This is a genomic window from Streptomyces sp. SID8352, assembly GCF_009862265.1.
Lineage (GTDB): Bacteria > Actinomycetota > Actinomycetes > Streptomycetales > Streptomycetaceae > Streptomyces.
The window spans coordinates 19,916-45,072 of the sequence record NZ_WWGX01000093.1; the positions used below are offsets into that span (position 1 = coordinate 19,916).

Consider the following 25,157-nt stretch of genomic DNA (forward strand, 5'->3'; position numbering starts at 1 on the left):
CACTGCCGGGCCTGTGGTGTGTGATGGGGCGTACGCGCCGTCGAGGCGACATCGAGGTCCGGGAGAAGCGGTGGACAAGCCCAAGGTCGTTCTGGGGGTCAGTGGCGGCATCGCCGCCTACAAGGCCTGTGAGCTGCTGCGCAGGTTCACCGAGTCGGGACACGAGGTCCGCGTCGTGCCCACCGCCTCGGCCCTGCACTTCGTCGGCGCCGCCACCTGGTCCGCCCTGTCCGGCCACCCCGTCGCCACAGAGGTCTGGGACGACGTCCACGAGGTGCCGCACGTGCGCATCGGCCAGCGGGCCGACCTCGTCGTCGTCGCCCCCGCCACCGCCGACACCCTCGCCCGGGCCGCCCACGGGCTCGCCGACGACCTCCTCACCAACACCCTGCTCACCGCCCGCTGCCCGGTCGTCTTCGCCCCCGCCATGCACACCGAGATGTGGGAGCACCCCGCCACCCGGGAGAACGTGGAGACCCTCCGCCGCCGCGGCGCCGTGCTGATCGAACCGGCCGTCGGGCGCCTCACCGGCGCCGACACCGGCAAGGGCAGGCTCCCCGACCCCGGCGAGATCTTCGAGGCGTGCCGCCTGGTCCTCGCCCGCGGGCCGGTCGCCCCCGACCTCGCCGGACGCCACGTCGTGATCAGCGCCGGCGGCACCCGGGAGCCCCTCGACCCGGTCCGCTTCCTCGGCAACCGCTCCTCCGGCAAGCAGGGCTACGCCCTCGCCCGCACCGCCGTCGCCCGGGGCGCCCGGGTGACCCTGGTCTCGGCCAACGCCGCCCTGCCGGACCCGGCCGGGGCGGACGTGGTCCCCGTCGGCACCGCCGTCGAGCTGCGCGAGGCGGTGCTGCGCGCCGCGGCCGACGCCGACGCGGTCGTCATGGCGGCGGCCGTCGCGGACTTCCGCCCGGCCGTCTACGCCACCGGGAAGATCAAGAAGAAGGACGGACAGGAGCCGGAGCCGATCGCCCTGCTGCGAAATCCGGACATCCTCGCCGAGGTCTCCGCCGACCGTGCCCGGCCCGGGCAGATCGTCGTGGGATTCGCCGCCGAGACCGACGAGGTGCTCGCCAACGGCCGGGCGAAGCTCCGCCGCAAGGGCTGCGACCTCCTCGTGGTGAACGAGGTGGGGGAACACCGGACCTTCGGCTCGGAGGAGAACGAGGCGGTGGTGCTCGGCGCCGACGGCACCGAGACGCCCGTCCCGCACGGCCCCAAGGAGGATCTCGCGGGCATCGTGTGGGACCTCGTGGCCCGAAGGTTGCGCTGAATGACTCATTCACCACCACCCCTGTCACCGACACCGGCCATTCGAGCGTGGCGCCCCTGGCCAACGGCACCCCGTTCCGGGCAGAATGCGCGTGCCGCAGGTCACAGCCCTTCCGAGAGTCGAGACGGGTGGGCCCGCGGTCGAGTGCGACCGATAAACTGTTCTCGGACGTCGCCGGGTGCAGCTCCCCGTGCCGTCCACAAATGATCAGCCAGCAGCCGCTGCAACCCCAGGGAGCGTTGTGTCCCGTCGCCTTTTCACCTCGGAGTCCGTGACCGAGGGTCACCCCGACAAGATCGCTGACCAGATCAGCGACACCATTCTCGACGCGCTTCTGCGTGAGGACCCGGCGTCCCGGGTCGCCGTCGAAACCCTGATCACCACCGGTCTGGTGCACGTGGCCGGTGAGGTCACCACCAAGGCCTACGCGGACATCGCCACGCTCGTCCGCGGCAAGATCCTGGAGATCGGCTACGACTCCTCGAAGAAGGGCTTCGACGGGGCCTCCTGCGGTGTCTCCGTCTCGATCGGCGCGCAGTCCCCGGACATCGCCCAGGGTGTCGACACGGCCTACGAGAACCGGGTCGAGGGCGACGAGGACGAGCTGGACCGGCAGGGCGCCGGTGACCAGGGCCTGATGTTCGGCTACGCCTCCGACGAGACGCCGACGCTGATGCCGCTGCCCGTCTTCCTGGCGCACCGCCTGTCCAAGCGCCTCTCCGACGTCCGCAAGAACGGCACCATCCCGTACCTGCGCCCGGACGGCAAGACCCAGGTCACCATCGAGTACGACGGCGACAAGGCGGTCCGCCTGGACACGGTCGTGGTCTCCTCGCAGCACGCGAGCGACATCGACCTGGAGTCGCTGCTGGCCCCGGACATCAAGGAGTTCGTGGTCGAGCCGGAGCTGAAGGCCCTGCTGGACGACGGCATCAAGCTCGACACGGAGAACTACCGCCTCCTGGTGAACCCGACCGGCCGCTTCGAGATCGGCGGCCCGATGGGCGACGCGGGCCTCACCGGCCGCAAGATCATCATCGACACCTACGGCGGCATGTCCCGTCACGGCGGCGGCGCCTTCTCCGGCAAGGACCCGTCCAAGGTCGACCGCTCCGCCGCGTACGCCATGCGCTGGGTCGCCAAGAACGTCGTCGCGGCCGGCCTCGCCGCCCGCTGCGAGGTCCAGGTCGCCTACGCGATCGGCAAGGCCGAGCCCGTGGGCCTGTTCGTGGAGACCTTCGGCACGGCCAAGATCGAGCCCGAGCGGATCGAGAAGGCCATCGACGAGGTCTTCGACCTGCGTCCGGCCGCCATCATCCGCGACCTGGACCTGCTCCGCCCGATCTACGCCCAGACCGCCGCCTACGGCCACTTCGGCCGTGAGCTGCCCGACTTCACCTGGGAGCGCACCGACCGCGTCGACGCGCTGCGCAAGGCCGCGGGGGTCTAGGACCTCTCGTCTGGGTCATGCCGGGCTCGCGGGGTCCGGCCCGATCCAAACGAAGGCCCTCAGGGCTCCCGGGCGTGAGCCCGCACACCGCCACCGGCCCGGCGCCCTCCCGAGGGGCGCCGGGCCTCGGCGTGCCGGGGCGGCGTCCGGGCGGCCGGTCCCCGGGGTGCGGTGTCCGAGGTCTTTGGTAGGAATGCAGGCGTGAGCGGCGGGAACGAACCAGCGGAGGACGGCGGCCATCGGGCGCCTCCGGAGCAGCTCGCGCTCATCCGGGAGACCGTGCGCCGGGCCGAGGTCCCCCGCGCCAAGCCCCGGACCTGGCGCGGCGCCCCGCTCGCCGGGGAGCTGCCGGTCGCCCGGGTCCTGGTCGACAAGGGCGTCCTCCACCTCGACCGCTACTTCGACTACGCCGTGCCCCGCGAGCTGGACGCCGACGCCCAGCCGGGCGTGCGGGTGCGGGTGCGCTTCGGAGCCGGCCGCCACCGGGTGCGCGAAGGGCGCCGCGAGGGCGGGGGACTCGTCGACGGGTTCCTGATCGAACGGCTCGCGGAGTCCGACTACTCCGGGCCGCTGGCCGCGCTGGCCCAGGTCGTCTCCCCGGAGCGGGTGCTCGACGAGGAGCTGCTCGGCCTCGCCCGCGCCGTGGCCGACCGGTACGCGGGCAGCCTCGCCGACGTGCTGCAACTGGCCGTTCCGCCGCGCAACGCACGCGCCGAGCGGCGGCCGTCCCCCGAGCCGCTGCCCCCGCCCCCGGTGCCCGGACCGGGCTCCTGGCAGCGGTACGAGCGGGGGGCCGCGTTCCTCACCGCCCTGGCCTCGGGCGAGGCGCCGCGCGCCGTGTGGAACGCGCTGCCCGGCCCCGAGTGGGCCGACGAACTGGCCCGCGCCATGGCGGCGACGCTGGCCTCGGGCCGGGGCGCCCTGGCCGTCCTGCCCGACGGCCGCGCGGTGGCCCGGGTCGACGCGGCGCTGACCGGGCTGCTGGGAGAGGACCGGCACGCGGTGCTCACCGCCGACGCGGGCCCCGAGAAGCGGTACGCGCAGTGGCTCGCGGTCCGGCGGGGCGGCGTCCGGGCGGCGATCGGGACCCGCGCGGCGATGTTCGCCCCGGTGCGGGACCTCGGCCTGGTCGCCCTCTGGGACGACGGGGACGACAGCCACAGCGAGCAGCACGCCCCCCAGCCGCACGCCCGCGATGTGCTCCTGCTGCGTGCCGCCCAGGACCGGTGCGCGTTCCTGCTCGGCGGCTGGGGCTGCACCGTGGAGGCCGCCCAGCTGGTGGAGAACGGCTGGGCCCGCCCGCTGGTCGCCGCCCGGGAGCGGGTACGGGCCGCCGCGCCGCTGGTGCGTACGGTCGGGGACGGCGACCTGGCCCGGGACGAGGCGGCCAGGGCCGCGCGGCTGCCCACACCGGCCTGGCAGGCGGTGCGGGAGGGGCTGCGGCACGGCCCGGTGCTCGTGCAGGTGCCCCGGCGCGGTTATGTGCCCCGGCTGGCCTGCGCCTCCTGCCGGGCGCCCGCGCGATGCCGGCAGTGCGCGGGGCCGCTGGAGGGGCGGGAGTCCGGGGCGGCGCTGCGCTGCGGCTGGTGCGGGCGCGAGGAGGGGGCCTGGCACTGCCCGGAGTGCGGTGGCTTCCGGCTGCGGGCGCAGGTGGTGGGCGCGCGCCGTACGGCCGAGGAGCTGGGGCGGGCGTTTCCCGCGGTCCCGGTCCGTACGTCGGGGCGGGAGCAGGTGCTGGACACGGTGCCGGGGGCTCCGGCGCTGGTGGTGAGCACCCCGGGGGCCGAGCCGGTCGCCGAGGGCGGTTACGCGGCGGCGCTGCTGCTCGACGGGTGGGCGATGGTCGGCCGGCCCGATCTGCGGGCGGGGGAGGACGCGCTGCGGCGCTGGCTGGCCGCCGCCGCGCTGGTGCGTCCGCAGGCGGACGGGGGCACGGTGGTCGTGGTCGCCGAGCCGACGCTGCGTCCCGTGCAGGCGCTGGTGCGCTGGGACCCGGTGGGCCACGCGCTGCGGGAGCTGGCCGAGCGGGCGGAGCTGGGCTTTCCCCCGGTGTCCCGGATGGCGTCGGTGGCGGGCCCGCCGGAGGCGGTGGCGGAGTTCCTCGGCACCGTGGCGCTGCCGCGTGAGGCGGAGGTGCTGGGACCGGTGCCGCTGCCCGTCACGCCCCCCGGCCGGCCGCGCCGGGCCGGGGGACCACCACCGGGGGAGCACTGGGAGCGGGCGCTGGTCCGGGTGCCGCCGGGCAGCGGGGCGGCGCTGGCGGCGGCCCTGAAGACCGCGCGGGCCGCCCGGACGGTCCGGGGGAGCGTGGCTCCGGGGGCCGGGGTGTGGGTCCGCGTCGACCCCCTCGACATCGGCTGACCCCGGCGACCACCACCTGCCGGGCCCGGGGACGGCGCCGCCACGGGGCGGCGGAGCTCCGCGGCGCCCCGTGGCGGAGCCGGGGCGGTACTGACAGGTGGCCGGGCGTCACCCGGGGAGGTTCGTGAGGCATTCCGGACCGGGTGGGGAAGCGGAGGCGGCCCGGATGGAAGGGGCCTGGAGGGGGCGTAGTCCGGTGCGGGCGGGGTGAACAGGCGCGTGGCCGCCGGATGGTGCGGGGTGCGGGGTTCCGGACGGGGGCGGGGGGAACCGCGGTGCCCCGAGGGAGGCGGGATGGAGCCCGGGGCGTGCGGCCCGAGCGCGGTGGAGCGGGTGACGCGCGGTCCTGCGGTGGGGAGGGGCAGGGCGCATGACCCCCCGGTGGGACGGGCGACTCGACGTGTGCTCCCTGGTCGGGCTGTGTGGGGCGCCGTCTGGTTCCCGGTGGGGCTGAGCGGGGCGGTGTGCGTTCCCCGGGTGAGGCAGGTGGGTCGGCCTGGGGCCAGGTGGGCGGCGCGTGGTGCCGGGAGGGGCGGGGCGGAGGGGGCTCCGGACAGGGGTGGGCGGAGGGACCCCGGGCAGGTCGGGCGGGCCCGGCGCGGTGGGCCGGGCGGAGGGACCCGGCACGGTTGGGCCATGGGGTCCGGCATGAAGGGGCCATGAACCCTGCGTGAGCGCTGCTCATGGGCCCGGTCGGGGCGGGGCGGCCCCCTGACGGCGGGAGGGCCGCCGGTGGTCAGCCGTTGCGCGGGGTCGGGAACGGGGCCGGACGGACCTCGTCCCGCAGGCCGTGGCTGCCCGCCGTCGGCTGGGTCGGCATGGCGCGGGCCGCGGGCACCGTGGGCACCCCGGACGGCAGACCGCTCACGTCGACCGTCCGCGTCCCGGCCGGCTCGGCGGCCTCGGCGGCGGCCTGGGCCGCGGCGCGGCGGGCACCGTAGCGGCGGTGCACGGCCTGCTTGGTGACGCCGAGCGCGGAGCCCACCGCGTCCCAGGAGAAGCCGAGCGAGCGGTCGAAGTCCACGGCGGCGGTGACCAGCGTCTCGACGCTGTCCCGCAGCTCCTGGGCGAGGCGGACCGTGGGCGCGGGGGCGCGCCCGTAGACGACGAAGCCCGTGGACGGGCCGGGGCGGCGCGGACGGTAGACGTTGCCCAACTGGGCGGTGAGGGTGCGCAGTGCGTCCACCTGCCGGCGGACCCGCTCGATGTCCCGCACCAGCAGGTGCAGGCTGGCCCGAGCCTGGGCGTCGTGGGTTGCGTGGTCGGCCATGAACAAGCCTCTCGAACCGGCGTTGAAAGGAACCGGGCCGCGCGGACGGCCCGCTGTGGTCAACTCTTTCTTGACCAACGCGTGGGCGCTCCGCTGGTCACGGGGTGGGGGCGCGGACTCTGACATGTGCGCCCCCCGGACACCCGGCCCGCCCGGCCGCGCGGTGCCCACCCGCCCGGCCGCGCGGCGCTTCCCGTGCGACCTCCGATGGTTTCCCGTCCGGCCCGGGCCGCTCCCTGTTCGGCCACCGGGTGCTCCGCGTCCGGCTGTCCGCCGTTTCCCGGTTCGCCCGGCCCGCTCGGCAGCCCGGTGCCCACCCGCTCGGCCGCCTTGTGCCCCCTCCGCCCGGCCGCGCGGTGCTTCCCGCGCGCCGCCCGGTGGATTCCCGTGCGGCCTTTGGCCGTTCCCTGTTCGGCCACCAGGTGGTCCGCGTCCGGCTGTCCGCCGTTTTCCGGCCACCCGGCCCGCTCGGCCGCCCGGTGCCCGCCCGCCCGGCCGCGCGGCGCTCCCCGTCCGGCCCCGGTGGCTTCCCGTCCGGCCCGCGGCCGTTCTCCGCCCGGCCCCAGCGACTCCCTGTCCGGGCATCATGTGCTCTTCGCCCTGCCGTCCGCCGCTCCCCGGCCGTCGCGGCCCCGCCGCCGATCACGGGCTCGTAGACTGGTGGGCCGCCCGCATCCGCCCCCGCCCGAGAGGCCCGTCCCACCCATGAAGCTGGTCTTCGCCGGTACCCCCGAGGTCGCCGTTCCCGCCCTGGACGCCCTGATCGCCTCCGGGCGGCACGAGGTGGCCGCCGTCGTCACACGGCCCGACGCTCCGGCCGGGCGCGGGCGGCGGCTGGTCGCCTCCCCGGTGGCCGAGCGGGCGGAGGAGGCCGGGATCGAGGTGCTGCGCCCCGCCCGGCCCCGGGACCCGGAGTTCCTGGACCGGCTGCGCGCCATCGCGCCCGACTGCTGCCCCGTCGTCGCCTACGGCGCCCTGCTGCCGCGCGTGGCGCTGGACATCCCCGTCCACGGCTGGGTCAACCTGCACTTCTCACTGCTGCCCGCCTGGCGCGGCGCCGCCCCCGTGCAGCACGCGCTGATGGCCGGCGACGAGATCACCGGCGCGTCCACCTTCCTCATCGAGGAGGGGCTCGACTCCGGACCGGTCTACGGGACGGTCACCGAGACCGTCCGCCCCACCGACACCAGCGGTGACCTGCTGACCCGGCTGGCCTTCGCCGGGTCCGGGCTGCTCGCCGCCACCATGGACGGCATCGAGGACGGCACCCTGAAGGCCGTGCCGCAGCCCGCCGACGGCGTCACCCTCGCGCCGAAGATCACCGTCGAGGACGCCAGGGTCGACTGGGCCGCGCCCGCGCTGCGGGTGGACCGCGTGGTGCGCGGCTGCACCCCCGCCCCCGGCGCCTGGACCACCTTCCGGGGCGAGCGGCTCAAGCTGGTGCAGGCCGTGCCCGTGCCCGACCGCGCGGGGCTCGCCCCCGGTGAGCTGGCGGCCGGGAAGAACAGCGTGCACGTCGGCACCGGCTCGTACGCGGTGGAGCTGCTGTGGGTGCAGGCCCAGGGCAAGAAGCCGATGCGGGCGGCGGACTGGGCGCGCGGCGTCCGGATCACCGAGGGGGAGCGGCTCGGCGGCTGACCTGTGCCGTCGGCGGTCCGGCCGTCCGCGTAGGCTGGAGGGCGCATTCCCTCCCACACCCGGAGCACCTTTTCCGTGAGCGAACAGCCTCGTGGTCCCCGCAGGACCGGCACCCGCAAGCCCGGCAAGCCCTACCGCAGGCCCCAGAAGGACCCCGTCCGCGTCCTGGCGTTCGAGGCGCTGCGGGCCGTCGACGAACGGGACGCCTACGCCAACCTCGTGCTGCCGCCGCTGCTGCGCAGGGCGCGCGAGAAGGAGGGGCCGGAGAAGTTCGACGCGCGGGACGCGGCGCTCGCCACCGAGCTGGTCTACGGGACGCTGCGCCGCCAGGGGACGTACGACGCGATCATCGCCGAGTGCGTCGACCGGCCGCTGCGGGAGGTCGATCCGCCGGTGCTCGACGTGCTGAGCCTCGGGGCGCACCAACTGCTCGGGACGCGGATCCCGACGCACGCCGCCGTGTCCGCCTCGGTGGAGCTGGCGCGGGTCGTGCTCGGCGACGGGCGGGCCAAGTTCGTCAACGCGGTGCTCCGCAGGATCGCCCAGCACGACCTCGGCGGCTGGCTGGAGCGGGTCGCGCCGCCCTACGACGAGGACCCCGAGGACCATCTCGCCGTGGTGCACGCGCACCCGCGCTGGGTCGTCTCCGCGCTGTGGGACTCCCTCGGCGGCGGCCGGGAGGGCATCGAGGCGCTGCTGGCCGCCGACAACGAGCGGCCCGAGGTCACCCTCGTCGCCCGCCCCGGCCGCGCCACCGCCGAGGAACTCCTCCGCGAGGACGCCGCCCTGCCCGGTCGCTGGTCGCCGTACGCCGTGCGTCTGAGCGAGGGCGGCGAGCCCGGCGCCGTGGAGGCGGTGCGGGAGGGCCGCGCCGGGGTCCAGGACGAGGGCAGTCAGCTCGTCGCCATGGCGCTGGCCAACGCCCCGCTGGAGGGGCCGGACCGGCGCTGGCTGGACGGCTGCGCGGGACCGGGCGGCAAGGCCGCGCTGCTGGGCGCGCTGGCCGCCGAGCGCGGTGCCTTCCTGCTGGCCTCCGAGAAGCAGCCGCACCGCGCGGGGCTGGTCGCCAAGGCGCTGGCCGGCAACCCGGGCCCGTACCAGGTGATCACCGCCGACGGCACCCGCCCGGCGTGGCGGCCCGGCAGCTTCGACCGGGTCCTCGTCGACGTGCCCTGCACGGGCCTGGGCGCACTGCGCCGCCGTCCGGAGGCCCGCTGGCGCCGCCGCCCGGAGGACCTGGACGGCTTCGCCCCGCTCCAGCGGGGGCTGCTGCGCGGCGCCCTGGAAGCGGTGCGGGTGGGTGGCGTCGTCGCCTACGCCACGTGCTCGCCCCACCTCGCCGAGACCCGTGCGGTCGTGGCCGACGTCCTCAAGCAGCACCCCGGCGTCACCCCCATCGACGCCCGCCCCCTGCTCCCCGGCGTCCCCGACCTGGGAGAGGGCCCCGACATCCAGCTCTGGCCCCACCTCCACACCACGGACGCGATGTACCTGACCCTCCTCCGCAAAACGGCCCCGTAGCCCCCACCGCCGGGAACGGCCCCGCGCCCCGGAAACGGCGGGCACCCGCCCGGAAGGGGCAAGGGGGAGCCACACCCTCAGCCCCGTGGCTCCCGCACCTGGCAACGCTCCTCGCCCGGTAGGGGCTGCCGNTCGNNGCCANNGGNGGGNCGNACCCGCCTTGAGGGGCGCGGGGNACTGCGCGCTCAGCCCCATCGCACCCGCGCCGGGCAATGCTCCTGGCCCGGCGGGGCTGCCGCTCGTAGCCACAGGTGGGGCGAACCCGCCTTGAGGGGCGCGGGGGACTGCGCGCTCAGCCCCATCGCACCCGCGCCGGGCAATGCTCCTGGCCCGGCGGGGCTGCCGCTCGTAGCCACAGGTGGGGCGAACCCGCCTTGAGGGGCGCGGGGGACTGCGCGCTCAGCCCCATCGCACCCGCGCCGGGCAATGCTCCTCGCCCGGCAGGGGCTCGCCGCTCGCGGCCAGGGGCGGGGCCGCACCCGCCCACGAGGGGCGCGGGGGACTGCGCGCTGAACCCCATCGCACCCGCACCGGACAACACCCCCCGCCCGGCAGGGCACCCGCACCCGCCAACGAACCCCCCTCCACGAACGGCCCACCCCCCCAACCCCCCGGAGGGCATGGCAGGCTTGGCCCCATGCCCGCCCAGATCAGCCCCAGCATCCTGTCCGCCGACTTCGCCCGCCTCGCCGACGAGGCCAGGGCCGTCGAGGGAGCCGACTGGCTCCACGTGGACGTCATGGACAACCACTTCGTCCCGAACCTCACCCTCGGCGTCCCCGTCGTGGAGTCCCTGGCCCGCGCGACGGACACGCCGCTCGACTGCCACCTCATGATCGAGGCCCCCGACCGCTGGGCGCCGCAGTACGTGGAGGCCGGCGCCGGCTCCGTCACCTTCCACGTCGAGGCGGCCGCCGCCCCCGTCCGGCTCGCCCGGGAGATCCGCGCCAAGGGCGCCCGCGCCTCGATGGCGCTGCGCCCCGCCACGCCCGTCGAGCCGTACGAGGACCTGCTCCCGGAACTCGACATGCTGCTGATCATGACCGTGGAGCCGGGCTTCGGCGGACAGGCCTTCCTCGACATCATGCTGCCCAAGATCCGCCGCACCCGTGAGCTGATCAGCAAGCACGGGCTGGAGCTGTGGCTCCAGGTGGACGGCGGCGTCTCGGCCTCCACGATCGAGCGGTGCGCCGACGCGGGGGCCGACGTGTTCGTCGCCGGCTCCGCCGTGTACGGGGCCTCCGACCCGGCCGAGGCGGTGCGCGCGCTGCGCGAACAGGCCGGCGCGGCGACCGCCGGGGCGTCCTGGGCGTGCGGCCACTGAGCCACCGGAAAGTGAACGGCTCCCTTCAGAGCTGATCAACAGCGCCGGATCTGCGAGGATGAACGGCGAATCCAGAGTGTGAACAGCAGTGAGGAGAACGCCGTGTCGGGTATGTCGGCGGGCCGTTCAGCCATGCGGATGGGACCCGCTGAGCTGGTCCAGGCGGCGGCCATGGCCCGCCGCTTCTACCTCGAGGGCAAGTCCAAGATCCAGATCGCGGAGGAGTTCGGCGTCAGCCGCTTCAAGGTGGCCCGGGTCCTGGAGACCGCTCTCGAGCGTGACCTTGTACGAATCGAGATCCGGGTGCCGGCCGAGCTGGACGCCGAGCGCTCCGACGCCCTGCGCGCCCGCTACGGGCTCCGGCACGCCGTCGTGGTGGAGTCCCCGGCGGACGCGGAGGAGAACCCCGACCCCGAGAACCTGGGCGAGGTGGCCGCCGATCTGCTCGGCGAGCTGGTCGAGGAGGGCGACATCCTGGGCCTGGCCTGGGGCCGCTCCACCATCCACATGGCGGCGGCCCTGGACCGGCTGCCGCCCTGCACGGTGGTGCAGCTCACCGGCGTGTACGACGCCGGGACCGCCGAGCGCGGCTCCGTCGAGGCCGTCCGCCGCGCCGCCCAGGTGTCCGGCGGCGACGCCCACCCCATCTACGCGCCGATGCTGCTGCCCGACGAGGCCACCGCGGCGGCGCTGCGCCACCAGACCGGGATCGCCCGGGCCTTCGAGTACTTCGACAAGGTCACGGTCGCCTGCGTCTCCATCGGCTCCTGGGAGCCGGGCATCTCCACGGTGCACGACATGCTCAGCGACGAGGAGCGCGCGCACTACGCCTCGCTGGGCGTCGCCGCCGAGATGTCCGCGCACCTCTTCGACTCCGAGGGCCGCCGGGTGGGCCGGGACCTGGGCGAGCGCTGCATCACGGTCAAGGCCGACCAGCTCCGCCGCATCCCCGAGGTCGTGGCGATCGCGGGCGGCCAGCGCAAGGCGGCGGCCATCGACGCGGTGCTCCGCTCCGGGCTCGTCACCAGCCTGGTGACGGACACCTCGGCGGCGGACTACCTGATGACCGCGGGCGGCACGCCGAAGCCGACACTCAACCGGACCGACCCGGACGGCGTGTGACGGGCCGCGGACGAAGCGGAGGAGCACCATGACCGACGACCCCGCGGGACGGCTCGTGGTCACGCTGGACCTGGACGGGGTCACGGACAAGGCGGGCCTGATGGACCGCTGCGTCCGTGACCTCGGCCTGCCCGACTGGTTCGGCCGCAACTGGGACGCGCTGGCGGACTCCCTCGCCGACCCCTCCGTCTGGCCCGAGGAGGCCGCCGAGCGGGGGCTGCTGCTCCTGGTCCGGGGGTGGAGGGCGTACGCCGAGGCGCGACCGCAGGAGTGGGCCGTGGCGGAGGAGGTCTTCGCGGAGGCGACGGACCGGGGTCCCGGGCTGTTCGTCACGCTGGGCCCCCCGGGACCCGGCGCCGGGGCCGCCCGCTAGCGCGGCGACCCGCGAAACCCCTGGTGGCAAGGGGTGTGGAGGTTTCTCCAAGGCCGGTCCCGATGGTCCTGGACGATCCGCCCGGGGCCGGACGGGACCGGTCCGTGGGACAATGAGGTACGTGCTCTTTCCCCCTGGCTGACCTGTCGGGGGGCCACCTCTGAACGACTGGGATGTGCAGCACGTGCGTTTCCTCAACGACATCCGGCCCTCGCACGACCTGACGTACGACGACGTCTTCATGGTGCCGAGCCGTTCCGCCGTCGGCTCGCGGCAGGCCGTGGACCTGAGTTCCCCGGACGGAACGGGCACCACCATCCCGCTGGTCGTGGCCAACATGACCGCCATAGCCGGCCGCCGCATGGCCGAGACGGTGGCCCGCCGCGGGGGGCTCGTGGTCATTCCGCAGGACATACCGATCGAGGTCGTCACCGAGGTCGTCTCCTGGGTCAAGGGCCGCCACCACGTCCTGGACACCCCCATCGTGCTCGCCCCGCACCAGACCGTCGCCGACGCGCTGGCCCTGCTGCCCAAGCGCGCGCACAACGCCGGGGTCGTCGTCGACGACGCGCACCGGCCGGTCGGCGTGGTCACCGACGCCGACCTGTCCGGCGTGGACCGCTTCACCCAGCTCGAAGAGGTCATGTCCAAGGACCTGCTGCTCATCGACGCCGCCCTGGACCCGCGCGAGGCGTTCAACACGCTCGACGGAGCCAACCGCCGCTACGCCCCCGCCGTCGACGCCGAGGGCCGCCTGGCCGGCATCCTCACCCGCACCGGGGCCCTGCGCGCCACCCTCTACACCCCGGCGACCGACGCCGACGGCCGCCTCCGCGTCGCCGCCGCCGTCGGCATCAACGGCGACGTGGCGGGCAAGGCGGCGCAACTGCTCGCCGCCGGTGTGGACACGCTGGTCATCGACACCGCGCACGGCCACCAGGAGTCGATGATCAGCGCCGTCAAGCTGGTGCGCGACCTCGACCCCGGGGTGCCGGTGGTGGCGGGCAACATCGTCTCCGCCGAGGGCGTGCGCGACCTGATCGAGGCGGGCGCCGACATCGTCAAGGTCGGGGTCGGCCCCGGCGCCATGTGCACCACCCGGATGATGACCGGCGTCGGCCGGCCGCAGTTCTCCGCGGTGCTGGAGTGCGCCGCCGAGGCCAGGAAGCACGGCAAGCACGTGTGGGCCGACGGCGGTGTCCGCCACCCCCGCGACGTGGCCATGGCCCTGGCCGCCGGTGCCTCCAACGTGATGATCGGATCCTGGTTCGCCGGGACCTACGAGTCCCCCGGGGACCTCCAGCAGGACGCCGACGGCCGCCTCTACAAGGAGTCCTTCGGCATGGCCTCCGCGCGCGCCGTGCGCAACCGCACCTCGGAGGAGTCGTCGTACGACCGGGCCCGCAAGGCGCTGTTCGAGGAGGGCATCTCCACCTCGCGCATGTACCTGGACCCGGCCCGGCCGGGTGTCGAGGACCTGATCGACTCGATCATCGCGGGCGTCCGCTCCTCCTGCACCTACGCCGGGGCGGCCTCCCTGGCGGAGTTCGCGGAGAAGGCCGTGGTCGGCCTCCAGAGCGCCGCCGGGTACGCCGAGGGCAAGCCGCTGCACGCGAGCTGGACCTGATCCCGCCGGGCCCGTCCGGGAGACCGGCCGGGCCCCCGCGTGCCGTCCCGCACCCCCCGGCGTGGCGCGGGCCGGACCGGTCCCGGGGCTGTTCGGACCGCGCCCGCCCCCGTGGTCTACTTCCGGTACGGCCGCCGCCCCCCGCCCGGGCCGCGGGCCGTTCCACGGACGTACCGGAAGCGAAGTGAACCACCCGCAGTGCTGAACGACCTCGACGAACGCATCGTGCGCGCCCTCGCCCAGGACGCCCGCCGCTCCTACGCGGACATCGGCCAGTCGGTGGGCCTGTCCGCGCCCGCCGTCAAGCGGCGCGTGGACCGGCTGCGGGCGACCGGGGCCATCACCGGTTTCACCGTCCGGGTCGACCCCGCCGCCCTCGGCTGGGAGACGGAGGGCTTCGTCGAGATCTTCTGCCGCCGCAACACCTCGCCGGAGACCATCCGGCGGGGCCTGGAGCGCTACCAGGAGGTCGTGGCCGCCTCCACCGTGACCGGCGACGCGGACGCGGTGGCGCAGGTCTTCGCCTCCGACATGCGGCACTTCGAACGGGTCCTGGAGCGGATCGCCGGGGAGCCTTTCGTCGAGCGGACCAAGTCGGTGCTGGTGCTGTCGCCGCTGCTGCGCCGCTTCTCCTCGGGCTCACCCGCGTGACCGGCGGCCCGCCGCGCGGCCACCGGCTCCCGAGCGGGGGCGGCCGGAGCGGGGGCGGGCCAAAGGGGCCGAGCGGGCACGGTGCGGGCGGGGAACGGCCCGGCGGGGGAAAGCGCGGCGCAACGAATCGCCGCGCCCCGCGCCCGCGACGCAACGAAGTGGGCGCCGTCGCGCAACGGCTGGTTCTTGTCGCCGTCACGGGGCGCCCGTAGCGTCTTCGGTGCCCCCCGAAACCCCCGTGACCGGCGAGGACCCCGCATGCGCACCGCCCTGCTCCAGAGCTCCGGACGCCCCGGCTCCGTCGCGGCCAACCTGGAGGTGCTCGACCGGGCGGCGGAGCGGGCCGCCGCCGCAGGTGCCGGACTCCTCGTCACCTCCGAGCTGTTCCTGACCGGCTACGCCATCGGCGACGACGTGGCCCGGCTGGCGGAGCGCGCCGACGGCCCCGCCGCCGAGGCGGTCGCCCGGATCGCCGCCCGGCACCGGATCGCCCTCGCCCACGGCTACCCGGAGCGCGCCGGGGACGCCGTGCACAACGCGCTCCAACTGGTCTCCCCCGACGGCACCCGCCTCGCCGACTACCGCAAGACCCACCTCTTCGGCGCCTTCGAGGAGGAGCACTTCACCCCCGGCGACCGCCCCGTCGTCCAGGCCCGGCTGAACGGGCTCACCGTCGGCCTGCTGATCTGCTACGACGTGGAGTTCCCGGAGAACGTCCGCGCCCACGCCCTGGCCGGGACCGACCTGCTGCTGGTGCCGACGGCCCTGATGCACCCCTTCCCCTTCGTCGCCCGCTCCCTCGTCCCGGTCCGCGCCTTCGAGAACCAGATGTACATCGCCTACGTCAACCGGGCGGGCCGCGAGGGGGAGTTCGACTTCCTCGGGCTGTCCGTCCTCGCCGGTCCCGACGGCATCGCCCGTGCCCGTGCCGGATCCGGCGAGGAACTGCTGCTCGCGGAGGCGGACCCGGCGGCGCTCGCCGCGTCCCGCGCGGCCAACCCGTACCTCCGCGACCGCCGCCCCGGCCTCTACGGCGCCCTCTCCCGGACCGGCGTCTGACCCGCCCGGACCCCCTCCCGCACCCCCGCACCCCCCGTTCCACCCGCAAGGAGCCCGCACCCCATGACGTCCACGGTGCCCCGCGATATTGAGCCCGCCGCCGGTCAGCAGCCCCCGATCACCATGTTCGGCCCGGACTTCCCGTACGCCTACGACGACTTCCTCGCCCACCCCGCGGGCCTCGGCCAGGTCCCCGCCACCGAGCACGGCACCGAGGTCGCGGTGATCGGCGGCGGACTGTCCGGCATCGTGACCGCCTACGAGCTGATGCGGATGGGCCTGCGGCCGGTGGTGTACGAGGCCGACCGGATCGGCGGCCGGCTGCGCACCGTCGGCTTCGAGGGCTGCGACCCCGCGCTGACCGCCGAGATGGGCGCGATGCGCTTCCCGCCCTCCTCCACCGCGCTCCAGCACTACATCGACCTCGTCGGGCTGGAGACCAGGCCCTTCCCCAACCCGCTCGCCGAGACGACCCCGTCCACCGTCGTCGACCTCAAGGGCGAGTCCCACTACGCGAGGACCCTCGACGACCTGCCCCGGGTCTACCGCGACGTGGCCGACGCCTGGGCCCGCTGCCTCGCGGAGGACGCGGACTTCCCGGAGATGAACCGCGCCCTGCGCGAACGGGACGTGCCGCGCATCCGCGCGATCTGGGCCCGGCTGGTCGAGAAGCTCGACGACCAGACCTTCTACGGCTTCCTCTGCGGCTCCGAGGCGTTCTCCTCCTTCCGGCACCGCGAGATCTTCGGCCAGGTCGGCTTCGGCACCGGGGGCTGGGACACCGACTTCCCCAACTCCATCCTGGAGATCCTGCGCGTCGTCTACACCGAGGCCGACGACCACCACCGCGGCATCGTCGGCGGCTCCCAGCAACTGCCGCTGCGCCTCTGGGAGCGCGAGCCGAAGAAGACCGTCCACTGGCCCGACGGCACCTCGCTGAGCGCCCTGCACCCGGGCGGCGCGCCCCGTCCCGCCGTGACCCGGCTCGGCCGCACCGCGGGCAACCGCGTCACCGTCACCGACGCGGGCGGCGACATCCGCACCTACCGCGCCGCCGTGTTCACGGCGCAGTCCTGGATGCTGCTCTCCAAGATCGCCTGCGACGACGAGCTGTTCCCGATCGACCACTGGACGGCCGTCGAGCGCACCCACTACATGGAGTCCAGCAAGCTGTTCGTCCCCGTCGACCGGCCGTTCTGGCGGGACACCGACCCGGCCACCGGCCGGGACGTGATGTCGATGACGCTCACCGACCGCATGACCCGGGGCACCTACCTCCTCGACGACGGACCCGGCCGTCCCGCCGTCATCTGCCTCTCCTACACCTGGTGCGACGACAGCCTGAAGTGGCTGCCGCTGTCCCCCAACGAGCGGATGGAGGTCATGCTGGCCTCGCTCGGGGAGATCTATCCGGGCGTCGACATCCGCGGGCACATCATCGGCAACCCGGTGACCGTCTCCTGGGAGGACGAGCCCTACTTCATGGGCGCCTTCAAGGCCAACCTCCCCGGCCACTACCGCTACCAGCGGCGGCTGTTCACCCACTTCATGCAGGACCGGCTGCCCGAGGACAAGCGGGGCGTCTTCCTCGCCGGTGACGACATCTCCTGGACGGCCGGATGGGCCGAGGGCGCGGTGCAGACCGCCCTGAACGCCGTCTGGGGGGTCATGCACCACCTCGGCGGCCGGACGGACCCCACCAACCCCGGGCCGGGCGACCTCTACGACGAGATCGCGCCGGTCGAACTCCCCGAGGACTGATCCCCGCCCCGTCGGACCCCCCTCACACCCCGGCCGCGCGCGCCGCCTCGTAGAGGGCGGCGGCCAGGTCCGTCAGCTCCGCGGCGTCGCGCGCGCTGTCCTGAACGTCGATCAGGATCTCCTCCATCCCGGTCGCCGCGTGCGCCGCCAGATCCTCGGCGATCTGGCCGGTGCTGCCGTGGAACGGGGGCCGCTCCGCGGTGCCGAGCGGGGCCGGGTACCAGCGGGCGTTGGCGCGCAGCACCGTGCGCAGCGGCCGGGTGCGGCCCCGCTCGGCGGCCAGCTCGCGCAGCGACCGCCACTCCCCGGCCAGGGCGCGGCGCCCGCGCCCACCGGCATCCAGCCGTCGGCGTGGTCGACCAGGCGGCGCCGGGCCCGGGGACCGGCCGCGGCCAGCAGCACCGGGATCGGCCGGGCGGGCTTGGGGCCGACCGCGGACGGCGCGATCCGGGTGGTCGGCCCCTCGTGGGCCACCGGGTCCGGTCCCCACACCGCCCGGCACACCTCCAGCAGCTCGTCCAGCACCGCGCCGCGCTCGGCGAACGGGCGGATGGACGCCGCCGCGTACTCGTCGTGGGACCAGCCGGTGCCGAATCCGGCGACGACCCGGCCCCCGGCCGCGGCGTCCAGGGTGGCGAGCGTCCGGGCGAGCTGGAACGGCACGTGCAGCGGGGCGACCAGCACGCTCGTGCCCAGCTCCGCCCGTTCGGTGGCCGCGGCGGCGAGGGTGAGGGTGACCAGCGGCTCGGCCACCCCGCGGTAGGATTCGGGCCAGGGCAGGCCCTCGATGCCGTAGAGGCCCTGGGTGGCCGGTTCCGGGAACAGGGCCCGTTCGAAGACCCACAGGCTGTCGTACCCCGTCCGTTCCGCGGCGCGGGCCACGTCCGGGACGTCCCTGCCGAGGTCGAACCGCCGCGTCTGGGGCAGTCCGAGTCCGAGTCGTGTCGCCATGTCCGTCGCTCCTGTTCGCAGTGGGGGCACCCATGTGTGTCCGAGGCTCAACAAGCAGTGAGCGTACGGGAGTTGACGATCAGTGGGGGGCGGGGGCCGGGGGACCTGGGTGAGCGGCGTCCGGCTGCCGGTACCACCGTCCTCGGGGCCGGCGGTTCGTGAAGCACCCCGATCGGCCACGACGTCCGGGGGAGGCACCCGGAGCGCGGGGCGCCGCCCGGGGTGTGTCACGGGCGCACTCCCGGGCCCGGGAAGTGGTGGGGAGGGGCGGCGGGTCGGCCGGCCGAGGGGAGGACGGGACCCGGCGGAGGCTCCTCGCGGACGCGTCCGGCGACTGCGGGGCACCCACGGGTGGGAGGGGTGACCCCCTTCCCCGGCGGGCACCGCAGCCATGGGGGCGTGCTTCCGGCCCGGGACCGTGCCGACACTCCGGCCGTGGGCCGTGGGCCGTGGGCCGTGGGCCGTGGGCCGGGGACGGAGGGCCGGAGGGTCGCCGGGCGCGGCTTCCGGCCCGGCCGGACGGCCGTCGGGGCGTGCTCGTGGTGCGCCATGGCGGCCAGAGTGGCAGCTCCGGGTCGGCGAGCGGGGCGGCGGGGCCGGGATTGCCCGGAACGGGGGAACGCGGCCGTAGGGCCGAGAGGAGCGGGGGCCGCGGCCGACGGTCCGACGGCGCGGCGGCCCGCTCCCGGAGACCCGGCGGTGCGGTGGTCCGGCCCACGGCGCCGCCGAGTCACGGTGTCGCCGGGCGACCCGGCCGTGGCGCCGCCGTGCCTCCGGGCCGTCGCATCGCCGTGTCTGCCGGACCGCGCGTCACCCGGTGGTCGCGCCGCTGCGGCACCCGGACGCCCGCACCGCCGGGTCGTGCGACTGCCGGGCGGCTACTGCCCGGCCCGCGTCCCGTCGGTGCCCGTGCCGCCCGCCGTGCCGACCGTGCCGTCGTCCGCCGCGGTGCCCGCCGTGTCGTAGGAGGACGTGCCCTCGTCCAGCAGCGGCTGCTGCGTCTTGAGGTGGGGCGGGGCGAAGGCCCGCAGCACGTGGTAGCCCGTGATGACCACCAGCGTGCCCAGGGCGATCCCGCTGAGCTGGAAGGTGTCGCTGAACTCCATGCTGACGTTCCCGACGCCGATGATGATGCCCGCGGCGGCCGGGACCAGGTTGAGCGGATTGCGCAGGTCCACCTTGGCGTTGATCCAGATCTGCGCGCCGAGCAGGCCGATCATGCCGTAGAGGATGACGGTGATGCCGCCGAGCACCCCGCCGGGGATCGCGGCGACGACCGCGCCGAACTTCGGGCAGAGTCCGAAGAGCAGGGCGAAGCCGGCGGCGGCCCAGTAGGCGGCCGTCGAGTAGACGCGGGTCGCGGCCATCACGCCGATGTTCTCGGAGTACGTGGTGTTGGGCGGACCGCCGACCGCGGTGGACAGCATCGAGCCCACGCCATCGGCGGAGAGGGCGGTGCCCAGCTTGTCGTCGAGGGAGTCGCCGGTCATCTCGCCGACGGCCTTGACGTGCCCCGCGTTCTCCGCGATCAGCGCGATGACGACGGGCAGCGCGACCAGGATCGCGGACCACTCGAAGGACGGCCCGTGGAAGGAGGGCAGCCCGATCCAGTCGGCCCGGCCCACGGCGGAGAAGTCCAGCCGCCAGTGGTCGGTGACCTTCCCGCTGCCGTCGGCCGAGTGGATCATGCCGAAGGCCCGGTCCAGTCCCCAGGACAGCACGTACCCGAAGACCAGCCCGAGGAAGATCGCGATGCGCGACCAGAAGCCGCGCAGGCAGACCACGGCGAGGCCGGTGAACAGCATCACCAGCAGGGCCGTCCACTGGTCCTGCGGCCAGTAGGTCGAGGCGGTGACCGGGGCCAGGTTGAAGCCGATCAGCATGACCACCGCGCCGGTGACGACCGGCGGCATCGCGGCGTGGATGATCCGCGCCCCGAACCGCCGCACCGCCAGCCCGACGAGGAACAGCGCGGCGCCGACCACGAGGACCGCGCCCGTGACCGTGGCGCTGGTGCCGCCCTGCGCCCGGATCACCGCGGCCACGCCCACGAAGGAGAGCGAGCAGCCGAGGTAGCTGGGCACCCGGCCGCGCGTGGCGAGCAGGAAGATGACGGTCGCCACACCCGACATCATGATCGCGAGGTTGGGGTCCAGGCCCATCAGGACCGGAGCCACGAAGGACGCCCCGAACATGGCCACCACGTGCTGGGCGCCGAGCCCGGCCGTGCGGGGCCATGTGAGCCGTTCGTCGGGGCGGACCACCGCACCGGGCGCGGGTACCTTCCCGTCACCGTGCAGCTTCCAGCGCACGCCGAGGTCCATGGTGGTTTCGCTTTCTCTGTACGTGAGGTGTCCGGAACATTGTCGGGGTGGCCGGTAATCGACCGTGCCCCGCCCCCTCCCGCGCGGACCGGGCGGGCCCGTCCGCGGACGTCGCGGTGGTTCCCGGGGCGGCCCCGGTCGCTTCCGCGGCCTTCGGGACCCCTCCCGAAGAACCGGCTGAGCGTCCGCTTAGGATGGCCCGGACCCGCCGCGCGAGGCCACCGCCCCGCCCGGCCACCGCCGTGCGGCGCCCCGTACTCCCGGCGCCGCACCCGCCCCGGCCGTCCGTGCCCCCGCCTCGCGCGCGGGGCCGTACGCCCGCCGACCGCACCAGGAGTCCCCGTGACCGCCGAAGCCCCCGCTCACCCCGCCCCGCCCTTCGGCCGGCTCGTCCCGGTCACCGTCCACTTCGACGACCTGGACGCCCTCGGCCTGCTGCACAACGCCCGCTACCCGGTACTGGTCGAACGCGCCTGGGCCGCGCTCTGGGAGGGCCGGGGCTTCCGGTTCGAGGGCGACTGGGCGGCGGCCGGGGACGCCTGCAACGCGGTCAGGGAGCTGACGGTCGGCTACGAGGTGCCGGTCACCCGGACCGGCGAGTACGCCGTCCACCTGTGGCTGGAGCGGCTCGGGACGACCGGGCTCACCTACGGCTTCCGGTTCTGCTCGGCGGACGGTGCGGTGACCCACGCCCGCGGCACCCGGGTGCTGGTCCGGCTGGACCCCGCGACGCTGCGCCCGGCGCCGTGGAGCGACGTCTTCAGGAGTGCCGGTCGGGAACTGCTGCGTCCCGCCGAGTGATCACCGGGCGGTCGCGGTCGCCCGCCCGCAGCACCCCGGCGAAGGCCGCGAGACCGGCGGCGAGCACCGTCACCAGGCCGAAGGAGACCACCAGGCTGGTGAGCTGGGCCAGGCCGCCGATCGCGCCCGGGGCGACCAGGCCCGAGGTGTAGGTGATGGTCGCGACCCCGGCGATGGCCAGGCTCGGGTTGGAGCCGCTGCGGCCCGCCGCCGCGAAGCACAGCGGGACGACCACCGCGATCCCGAGGCCCATCAGGGCGAAGCCGGTCATGGCCACCGCCGGGTGGCCGCCCAGGACGATCAGCAGGCCGCCGAGGGTGGCCAGCATCCCGCTCACCCGCACGGTGCGCACCGCCCCGAAGCGGTCCACGACCCGGTCGCCGGCCAGCCGGACCACCGCCATGGTGAGCGTGAAGCCCGTGGTGCAGGCCGCGGCGAGCCCGGCCGAGGTCTCCAGCTGGTCCCGCAGGTAGACCGCCGACCAGTCCAGGCTGGCGCCCTCCGCGAAGACGGCGCAGAACCCGACAGCGCCGATCAGCAGCGCGGACCTGGGGGGCAGCGCGAACCGCGGCGGGGGCTCCTCGTCGGCCGCGGGCTGGAGGTCGAGCACCCAGGCGCAGGCGATCAGGCCCGCCGCGGTCAGCACGGCGGCGGCCAGCAGATGGTGCACCCGGGCGTCCGCGCCCAGATGGGCGGCGAGCGTCCCGGCCGCCGAGCCGATGAGGGCGCCCACGCTCCACATGCCGTGCAGCCCGGACATGATCGACTTGTCCAGCCGGTTCTCCACCTCGACGCCGAGGGCGTTCATCACCACGTCCGACATGCCCGCCGTTGCGCCGTAGACGAACAGGGCGAGGCACAGCGTGGGCAGGTTCGGGGCGAGGGCGGGCAGGACCAGGGCCAGCGTCCAGAGCGCCAGCAGGCCGCGCAGCGCGCTGCGGGTGCCGAAGCGGTGGGTGATCCGGCCGGCCAGCGGCATGGCGAGCGAGGCGCCGAGCGCGGGGAAGGCGAGCGCCAGTCCGAGCTGGCCCGCGCCGACCCCGGCGTGGTCCTGGATCCACGGGACGCGGGTCGCGAACGACCCGGTGACGGCACCGTGCACGGCGAAGACGGCCGCCACGGCGTACCGGGCGCGCCTCACCTCTTCCGGCGCGTGGCTCTCGGTGGTCAAGGCAGGGTCCTCCCCGTGGGATCGGCACCACTCTCGCAGACTGGTCGGCGTAAACTATCAGGAACCTTGCCTGATATATAGAGGACCCGGTGACGGGCTGCCGCGCCCGTCGGTCTGGAAGGATTCCGGCATGCGCGCATCGCCGAGCACCGCTCGGGCCATCAACGACCGGCTCGCCCTCCGCCTGCTCCAGAGCGAGGGCCCGCTGACGGCCACCCAGCTCAAGCAGCTCACCGGGCTCTCCCGGCCGACCGTGGCCGACCTCGTCGAGCGCCTCGCCGCCGCCGGCCTGATCGAGGTCGCCGGGGAGTCGCGCGCCCAGCGCCGGGGCCCCAACGCCAGGCTGTACGGCATCGTCGCCGACCGGGCCCATCTGGCCGCGCTCGACGTGCGCACCGAGGGCGTCGCGGTGGCCGTCGCCGACCTGCTGGGCCGGATGCTCGCGGAGGGCTCGGTCCCCGTCGGCCCCGACACCGCCACCGGACCGGCCGTGGAGCGCACGGTCACCCTGGTCGAGCGGACGGTCAAGGAGGCGGGGGCGGAGCAGCCGCACACCGTCACCATCGGCGCGCCCGGCCTGATCGACCCGGCGACCGGCGACCTCCACCACACCACGGGGCTGCCCGAGTGGCACCGCCGCCTGGTGGCGGCCCTCCAGGAGCGGTTCCCGGCGGCGCGGGTCGGCGTGGAGAACGAGACCAACCTCGCCGCCCTCGCCGAGCAGCGCGACGGCGCGGCCCGTGACCGGGACTCCTTCGTCCTGCTCTGGCTGGGCCTCGGCATCGGCGCCGCCCTCGTCCTCGACGGCACCCTGCGCCGGGGCGCCTCGGGCGGCGCGGGTGAGCTGGGCTTCCTGCCGGTGCCGGGCACGGCGGGGCTGCCTTCGGCCACCGACTGCGGCGGCGGCTTCCACGGGCTGGCCGGGGCGTCGGCGGTGACCGCCCTCGCCGCGGAGCACGGGCTGACCGCACCGGACGCCGGGCGGGAGGTCCGGGCGGCGGCGCTGGTGCGGGCGGCGGTGCGCGCGCAGGGGCCCGGCGCCGCCGGGGACCCGGCGCCGGGCCGCTTCCTGGACGCGCTGGCCGACCGGATCACCGTGGGCGCGGCCGCCGTGGCGTCCGTCCTCGACCCCGGCTGCGTGGTGCTGGCGGGGGAGATCGGCCGGGCGGGCGGCGTCGCGCTGGCCGACCGGGTCCGGCACCGCCTGGCGGAGATGTCCCCGCTGGCCACCGAGGTCCGCCCCACCGCGCTGGGCGGTGACGCGGTGCTGCGGGGCGCCCTGCTGACCGCGCGCGACCGGGCCCAGGACGAGCTGTTCGCCCCGAGGGGCGGCTGACGACCGCGTACCCGGCCGCCGCGATCGGGGGCGGGGCCGGGGCGGGACCCGTGACGTCGTGCGGCCCGGCCGCGGCCCGCGCTGCCGCGCGTATCCGGGAGGTCGGGGCAGCCCGCAGGAACGGGCCGGAAACCGTGCGGGCCCGCTCCGGCCGGTACGGGAGCCCGCGCCGACCGGCGGACTGCCCGCCCCGCCCGGCCGGAACCCGTGCCAGGTCCGCTCCGCCCCGTCGTGGGCGCGGAGTGCGCCGTCGGGCCCGGACGGCACACCACCGGCTCGGGGCCGCCGTGGGGTCCGTCCCCCCGGGCTACCGCCGCCCGGGGTCCCCGAACCGTGCCGCGAGGTGGTCCTCGAAGGTGGGGGTGCCCAGGGCGCGTCCCCGGGCGAGGTGACCGCCCGCGCGGAAGGCGCGGTAGGCCCGGCCCGGCAGGGGCACGTCCAGCACGGGGCGGCGGCGGCCGGTGGCGGCCAGATAGGCGCGGGCCAGGGAGGAAAGGGAGCGGACCTCGGGGCCGCCCAGGTCCTCGACGCGGCCGGCGGGCGGGCCCGCGGCCAGCCGGGCGAGCCGCCGGGCGACCTCCGACGCCGCGACGGGCTGGTCCGGCACCCCGGCCGGGAGCAGCATCACCGGCGGTCTCGCCAGCGCCCCGAACAGGGCGACCAGCAGTTCGTGGAACTGGGTGGCGCGCAGCAGGGTCCAGTCCGTCCCCGACTCCGCCACCAGCCGCTCCACCGCGAGCTTGGACCGGTAATAGCCGAACGGCACCCGGTTCACGCCGACGATCGAGACGTGGACCAGATGCCGTACCCGGGCTCGACGGGCCGCCGCGATCAGGTGGGCGGCGGCCCGTTCGTCGCCACCGCGGGGTGTGGTGGCGCAGTGCACGACGACCTCTGTGCCGTCGAGGGCGGCGTCCAGTACGGGGCCGCCCTCGCGCAGGTCGACGGCGTAGGGCGGAGAGTGCCGGCTGAGCACCCGTACCTCGTGGCCGTCCGTGTGCAGCCGTTCGGTGACGAGCCGCCCGAGTGTGCCGGTCCCGCCGGTCACCAGGATGGTGGTCATGCTTCCGTCCCCTTCGGTGAGGCGCGCTCCCCGGAGGGAGTGCCCCGCGCGGGCGGGGGCGGAACGGATGGTGCGCTCTGG

The 25,157-nt window shown here is 75.6% G+C and carries 18 protein-coding genes and 1 pseudogene; 14 read left to right on the forward strand and 5 right to left on the reverse strand.

Annotated features, from left to right (window positions below):
• Positions 1-70 precede the first annotated feature (70 nt).
• From coaBC to GTY84_RS27790, 3 genes are all read left to right on the forward strand, one after another.
• Positions 71-1,273 (forward strand): bifunctional phosphopantothenoylcysteine decarboxylase/phosphopantothenate--cysteine ligase CoaBC, encoded by a 1,203-nt coding sequence (gene coaBC, locus GTY84_RS27780; RefSeq protein ID WP_161229155.1) that lies wholly within the window; start codon positions 71-73, stop codon positions 1,271-1,273.
• Between the two features lie 241 nt (positions 1,274-1,514).
• Entirely contained in the window at positions 1,515-2,723 is a 1,209-nt protein-coding gene (metK, locus tag GTY84_RS27785; RefSeq protein ID WP_161229156.1) for a methionine adenosyltransferase, read from the forward strand.
• 201 nt (positions 2,724-2,924) lie between these two features.
• Complete coding sequence (locus GTY84_RS27790) at positions 2,925-5,084, forward strand: primosomal protein N' (protein WP_161229157.1); 2,160 nt, start codon at positions 2,925-2,927, stop codon at positions 5,082-5,084.
• 736 nt (positions 5,085-5,820) lie between these two features.
• Here the strand turns inward: GTY84_RS27790 and GTY84_RS27795 are convergent.
• Positions 5,821-6,354 carry a hypothetical protein gene (locus tag GTY84_RS27795; RefSeq protein WP_161229158.1) on the reverse strand — a complete coding sequence of 178 codons (534 nt, stop codon included), beginning with the start codon at positions 6,352-6,354 and terminating at the stop codon, positions 5,821-5,823.
• A gap of 705 nt (positions 6,355-7,059) precedes the next feature.
• On the opposite strand from GTY84_RS27795, the gene fmt reads away from it, so the two are divergent.
• The 9 genes from fmt (at position 7,060) to GTY84_RS27840 (ending at position 17,430) form a co-directional block, all read left to right on the forward strand.
• Positions 7,060-7,992 carry a methionyl-tRNA formyltransferase gene (gene fmt / locus GTY84_RS27800; RefSeq protein WP_161229159.1) on the forward strand — a complete coding sequence of 311 codons (933 nt, stop codon included), beginning with the start codon at positions 7,060-7,062 and terminating at the stop codon, positions 7,990-7,992.
• Between the two features lie 75 nt (positions 7,993-8,067).
• On the forward strand, positions 8,068-9,513 hold the full coding sequence (locus GTY84_RS27805; protein WP_161229160.1) for a transcription antitermination factor NusB: 1,446 nt from the start codon (positions 8,068-8,070) through the stop codon (positions 9,511-9,513).
• Positions 9,514-10,150: 637 nt separating this feature from the next.
• On the forward strand, positions 10,151-10,837 hold the full coding sequence (gene rpe, locus GTY84_RS27810; RefSeq protein ID WP_161229161.1) for a ribulose-phosphate 3-epimerase: 687 nt from the start codon (positions 10,151-10,153) through the stop codon (positions 10,835-10,837).
• A 78-nt stretch (positions 10,838-10,915) separates the two neighbouring features.
• Positions 10,916-11,959, forward strand: coding sequence for a sugar-binding domain-containing protein (locus GTY84_RS27815; RefSeq protein ID WP_161229162.1), 1,044 nt, complete (start codon positions 10,916-10,918; stop codon positions 11,957-11,959).
• Between the two features lie 28 nt (positions 11,960-11,987).
• Positions 11,988-12,332, forward strand: a complete 345-nt coding sequence (locus GTY84_RS27820) for a barstar family protein (protein ID WP_161229163.1) — start codon at positions 11,988-11,990, stop codon at positions 12,330-12,332.
• Positions 12,333-12,516: 184 nt separating this feature from the next.
• Positions 12,517-13,959 carry a GuaB1 family IMP dehydrogenase-related protein gene (locus GTY84_RS27825; RefSeq protein WP_161229217.1) on the forward strand — a complete coding sequence of 481 codons (1,443 nt, stop codon included), beginning with the start codon at positions 12,517-12,519 and terminating at the stop codon, positions 13,957-13,959.
• Between the two features lie 198 nt (positions 13,960-14,157).
• Positions 14,158-14,610: an Lrp/AsnC family transcriptional regulator gene (locus GTY84_RS27830; protein ID WP_161229164.1), complete on the forward strand. Its 453-nt coding sequence runs from the start codon at positions 14,158-14,160 to the stop codon at positions 14,608-14,610.
• 258 nt (positions 14,611-14,868) lie between these two features.
• Positions 14,869-15,669, forward strand: coding sequence for a carbon-nitrogen hydrolase family protein (locus GTY84_RS27835; RefSeq protein WP_161229165.1), 801 nt, complete (start codon positions 14,869-14,871; stop codon positions 15,667-15,669).
• A gap of 63 nt (positions 15,670-15,732) precedes the next feature.
• A complete protein-coding gene (locus GTY84_RS27840) occupies positions 15,733-17,430 on the forward strand; it encodes an NAD(P)/FAD-dependent oxidoreductase (protein WP_161229166.1) in 1,698 nt (565 codons plus the stop codon).
• A 22-nt stretch (positions 17,431-17,452) separates the two neighbouring features.
• Here GTY84_RS27840 and GTY84_RS27845 read toward each other — a convergent pair.
• Both GTY84_RS27845 and GTY84_RS27850 read right to left on the reverse strand, forming a co-directional pair.
• Positions 17,453-18,381 (reverse strand): annotated as a pseudogene (locus GTY84_RS27845) (TIGR03619 family F420-dependent LLM class oxidoreductase).
• 878 nt (positions 18,382-19,259) lie between these two features.
• Positions 19,260-20,705: a solute carrier family 23 protein gene (locus GTY84_RS27850; RefSeq protein WP_161229167.1), complete on the reverse strand. Its 1,446-nt coding sequence runs from the start codon at positions 20,703-20,705 to the stop codon at positions 19,260-19,262.
• Positions 20,706-21,047: 342 nt separating this feature from the next.
• Between GTY84_RS27850 and GTY84_RS27855 the strand changes: the two genes are divergently transcribed.
• Complete coding sequence (locus GTY84_RS27855; RefSeq protein WP_161229168.1) at positions 21,048-21,506, forward strand: thioesterase family protein; 459 nt, start codon at positions 21,048-21,050, stop codon at positions 21,504-21,506.
• On the opposite strand, the gene GTY84_RS27860 is transcribed toward GTY84_RS27855, so the two are convergent.
• Positions 21,466-22,677, reverse strand: a complete 1,212-nt coding sequence (locus GTY84_RS27860; protein WP_161229169.1) for an MFS transporter — start codon at positions 22,675-22,677, stop codon at positions 21,466-21,468. The genes GTY84_RS27855 and GTY84_RS27860 overlap by 41 nt on opposite strands.
• A gap of 130 nt (positions 22,678-22,807) precedes the next feature.
• Here GTY84_RS27860 and GTY84_RS27865 point away from each other — a divergent pair, with 130 nt between their 5' ends.
• Positions 22,808-24,013, forward strand: a complete 1,206-nt coding sequence (locus GTY84_RS27865) for an ROK family transcriptional regulator (protein ID WP_161229170.1) — start codon at positions 22,808-22,810, stop codon at positions 24,011-24,013.
• A gap of 307 nt (positions 24,014-24,320) precedes the next feature.
• On the opposite strand, the gene GTY84_RS27870 is transcribed toward GTY84_RS27865, so the two are convergent.
• Positions 24,321-25,076, reverse strand: a complete 756-nt coding sequence (locus GTY84_RS27870) for an SDR family oxidoreductase (RefSeq protein WP_161229171.1) — start codon at positions 25,074-25,076, stop codon at positions 24,321-24,323.
• Positions 25,077-25,157: the final 81 nt, after the last annotated feature.

Bases quoted from the DNA above. Each gene is read 5' to 3' on its own strand.
- GTY84_RS27795 (WP_161229158.1), bottom strand. From the start codon at position 6,354: ATGGCCGACCACGCAACCCACGACGCCCAGGCTCGGGCCAGCCTGCAC.
- GTY84_RS27865 (WP_161229170.1), top strand. From the start codon at position 22,808: ATGCGCGCATCGCCGAGCACCGCTCGGGCCATCAACGACCGGCTCGCC.
- GTY84_RS27840 (WP_161229166.1), top strand. From the start codon at position 15,733: ATGACGTCCACGGTGCCCCGCGATATTGAGCCCGCCGCCGGTCAGCAG.
- rpe (WP_161229161.1), top strand. From the start codon at position 10,151: ATGCCCGCCCAGATCAGCCCCAGCATCCTGTCCGCCGACTTCGCCCGC.
- GTY84_RS27820 (WP_161229163.1), top strand. From the start codon at position 11,988: ATGACCGACGACCCCGCGGGACGGCTCGTGGTCACGCTGGACCTGGAC.
- GTY84_RS27870 (WP_161229171.1), bottom strand. From the start codon at position 25,076: ATGACCACCATCCTGGTGACCGGCGGGACCGGCACACTCGGGCGGCTC.
- GTY84_RS27850 (WP_161229167.1), bottom strand. From the start codon at position 20,705: ATGGACCTCGGCGTGCGCTGGAAGCTGCACGGTGACGGGAAGGTACCC.
- fmt (WP_161229159.1), top strand. From the start codon at position 7,060: ATGAAGCTGGTCTTCGCCGGTACCCCCGAGGTCGCCGTTCCCGCCCTG.
- GTY84_RS27835 (WP_161229165.1), top strand. From the start codon at position 14,869: ATGCGCACCGCCCTGCTCCAGAGCTCCGGACGCCCCGGCTCCGTCGCG.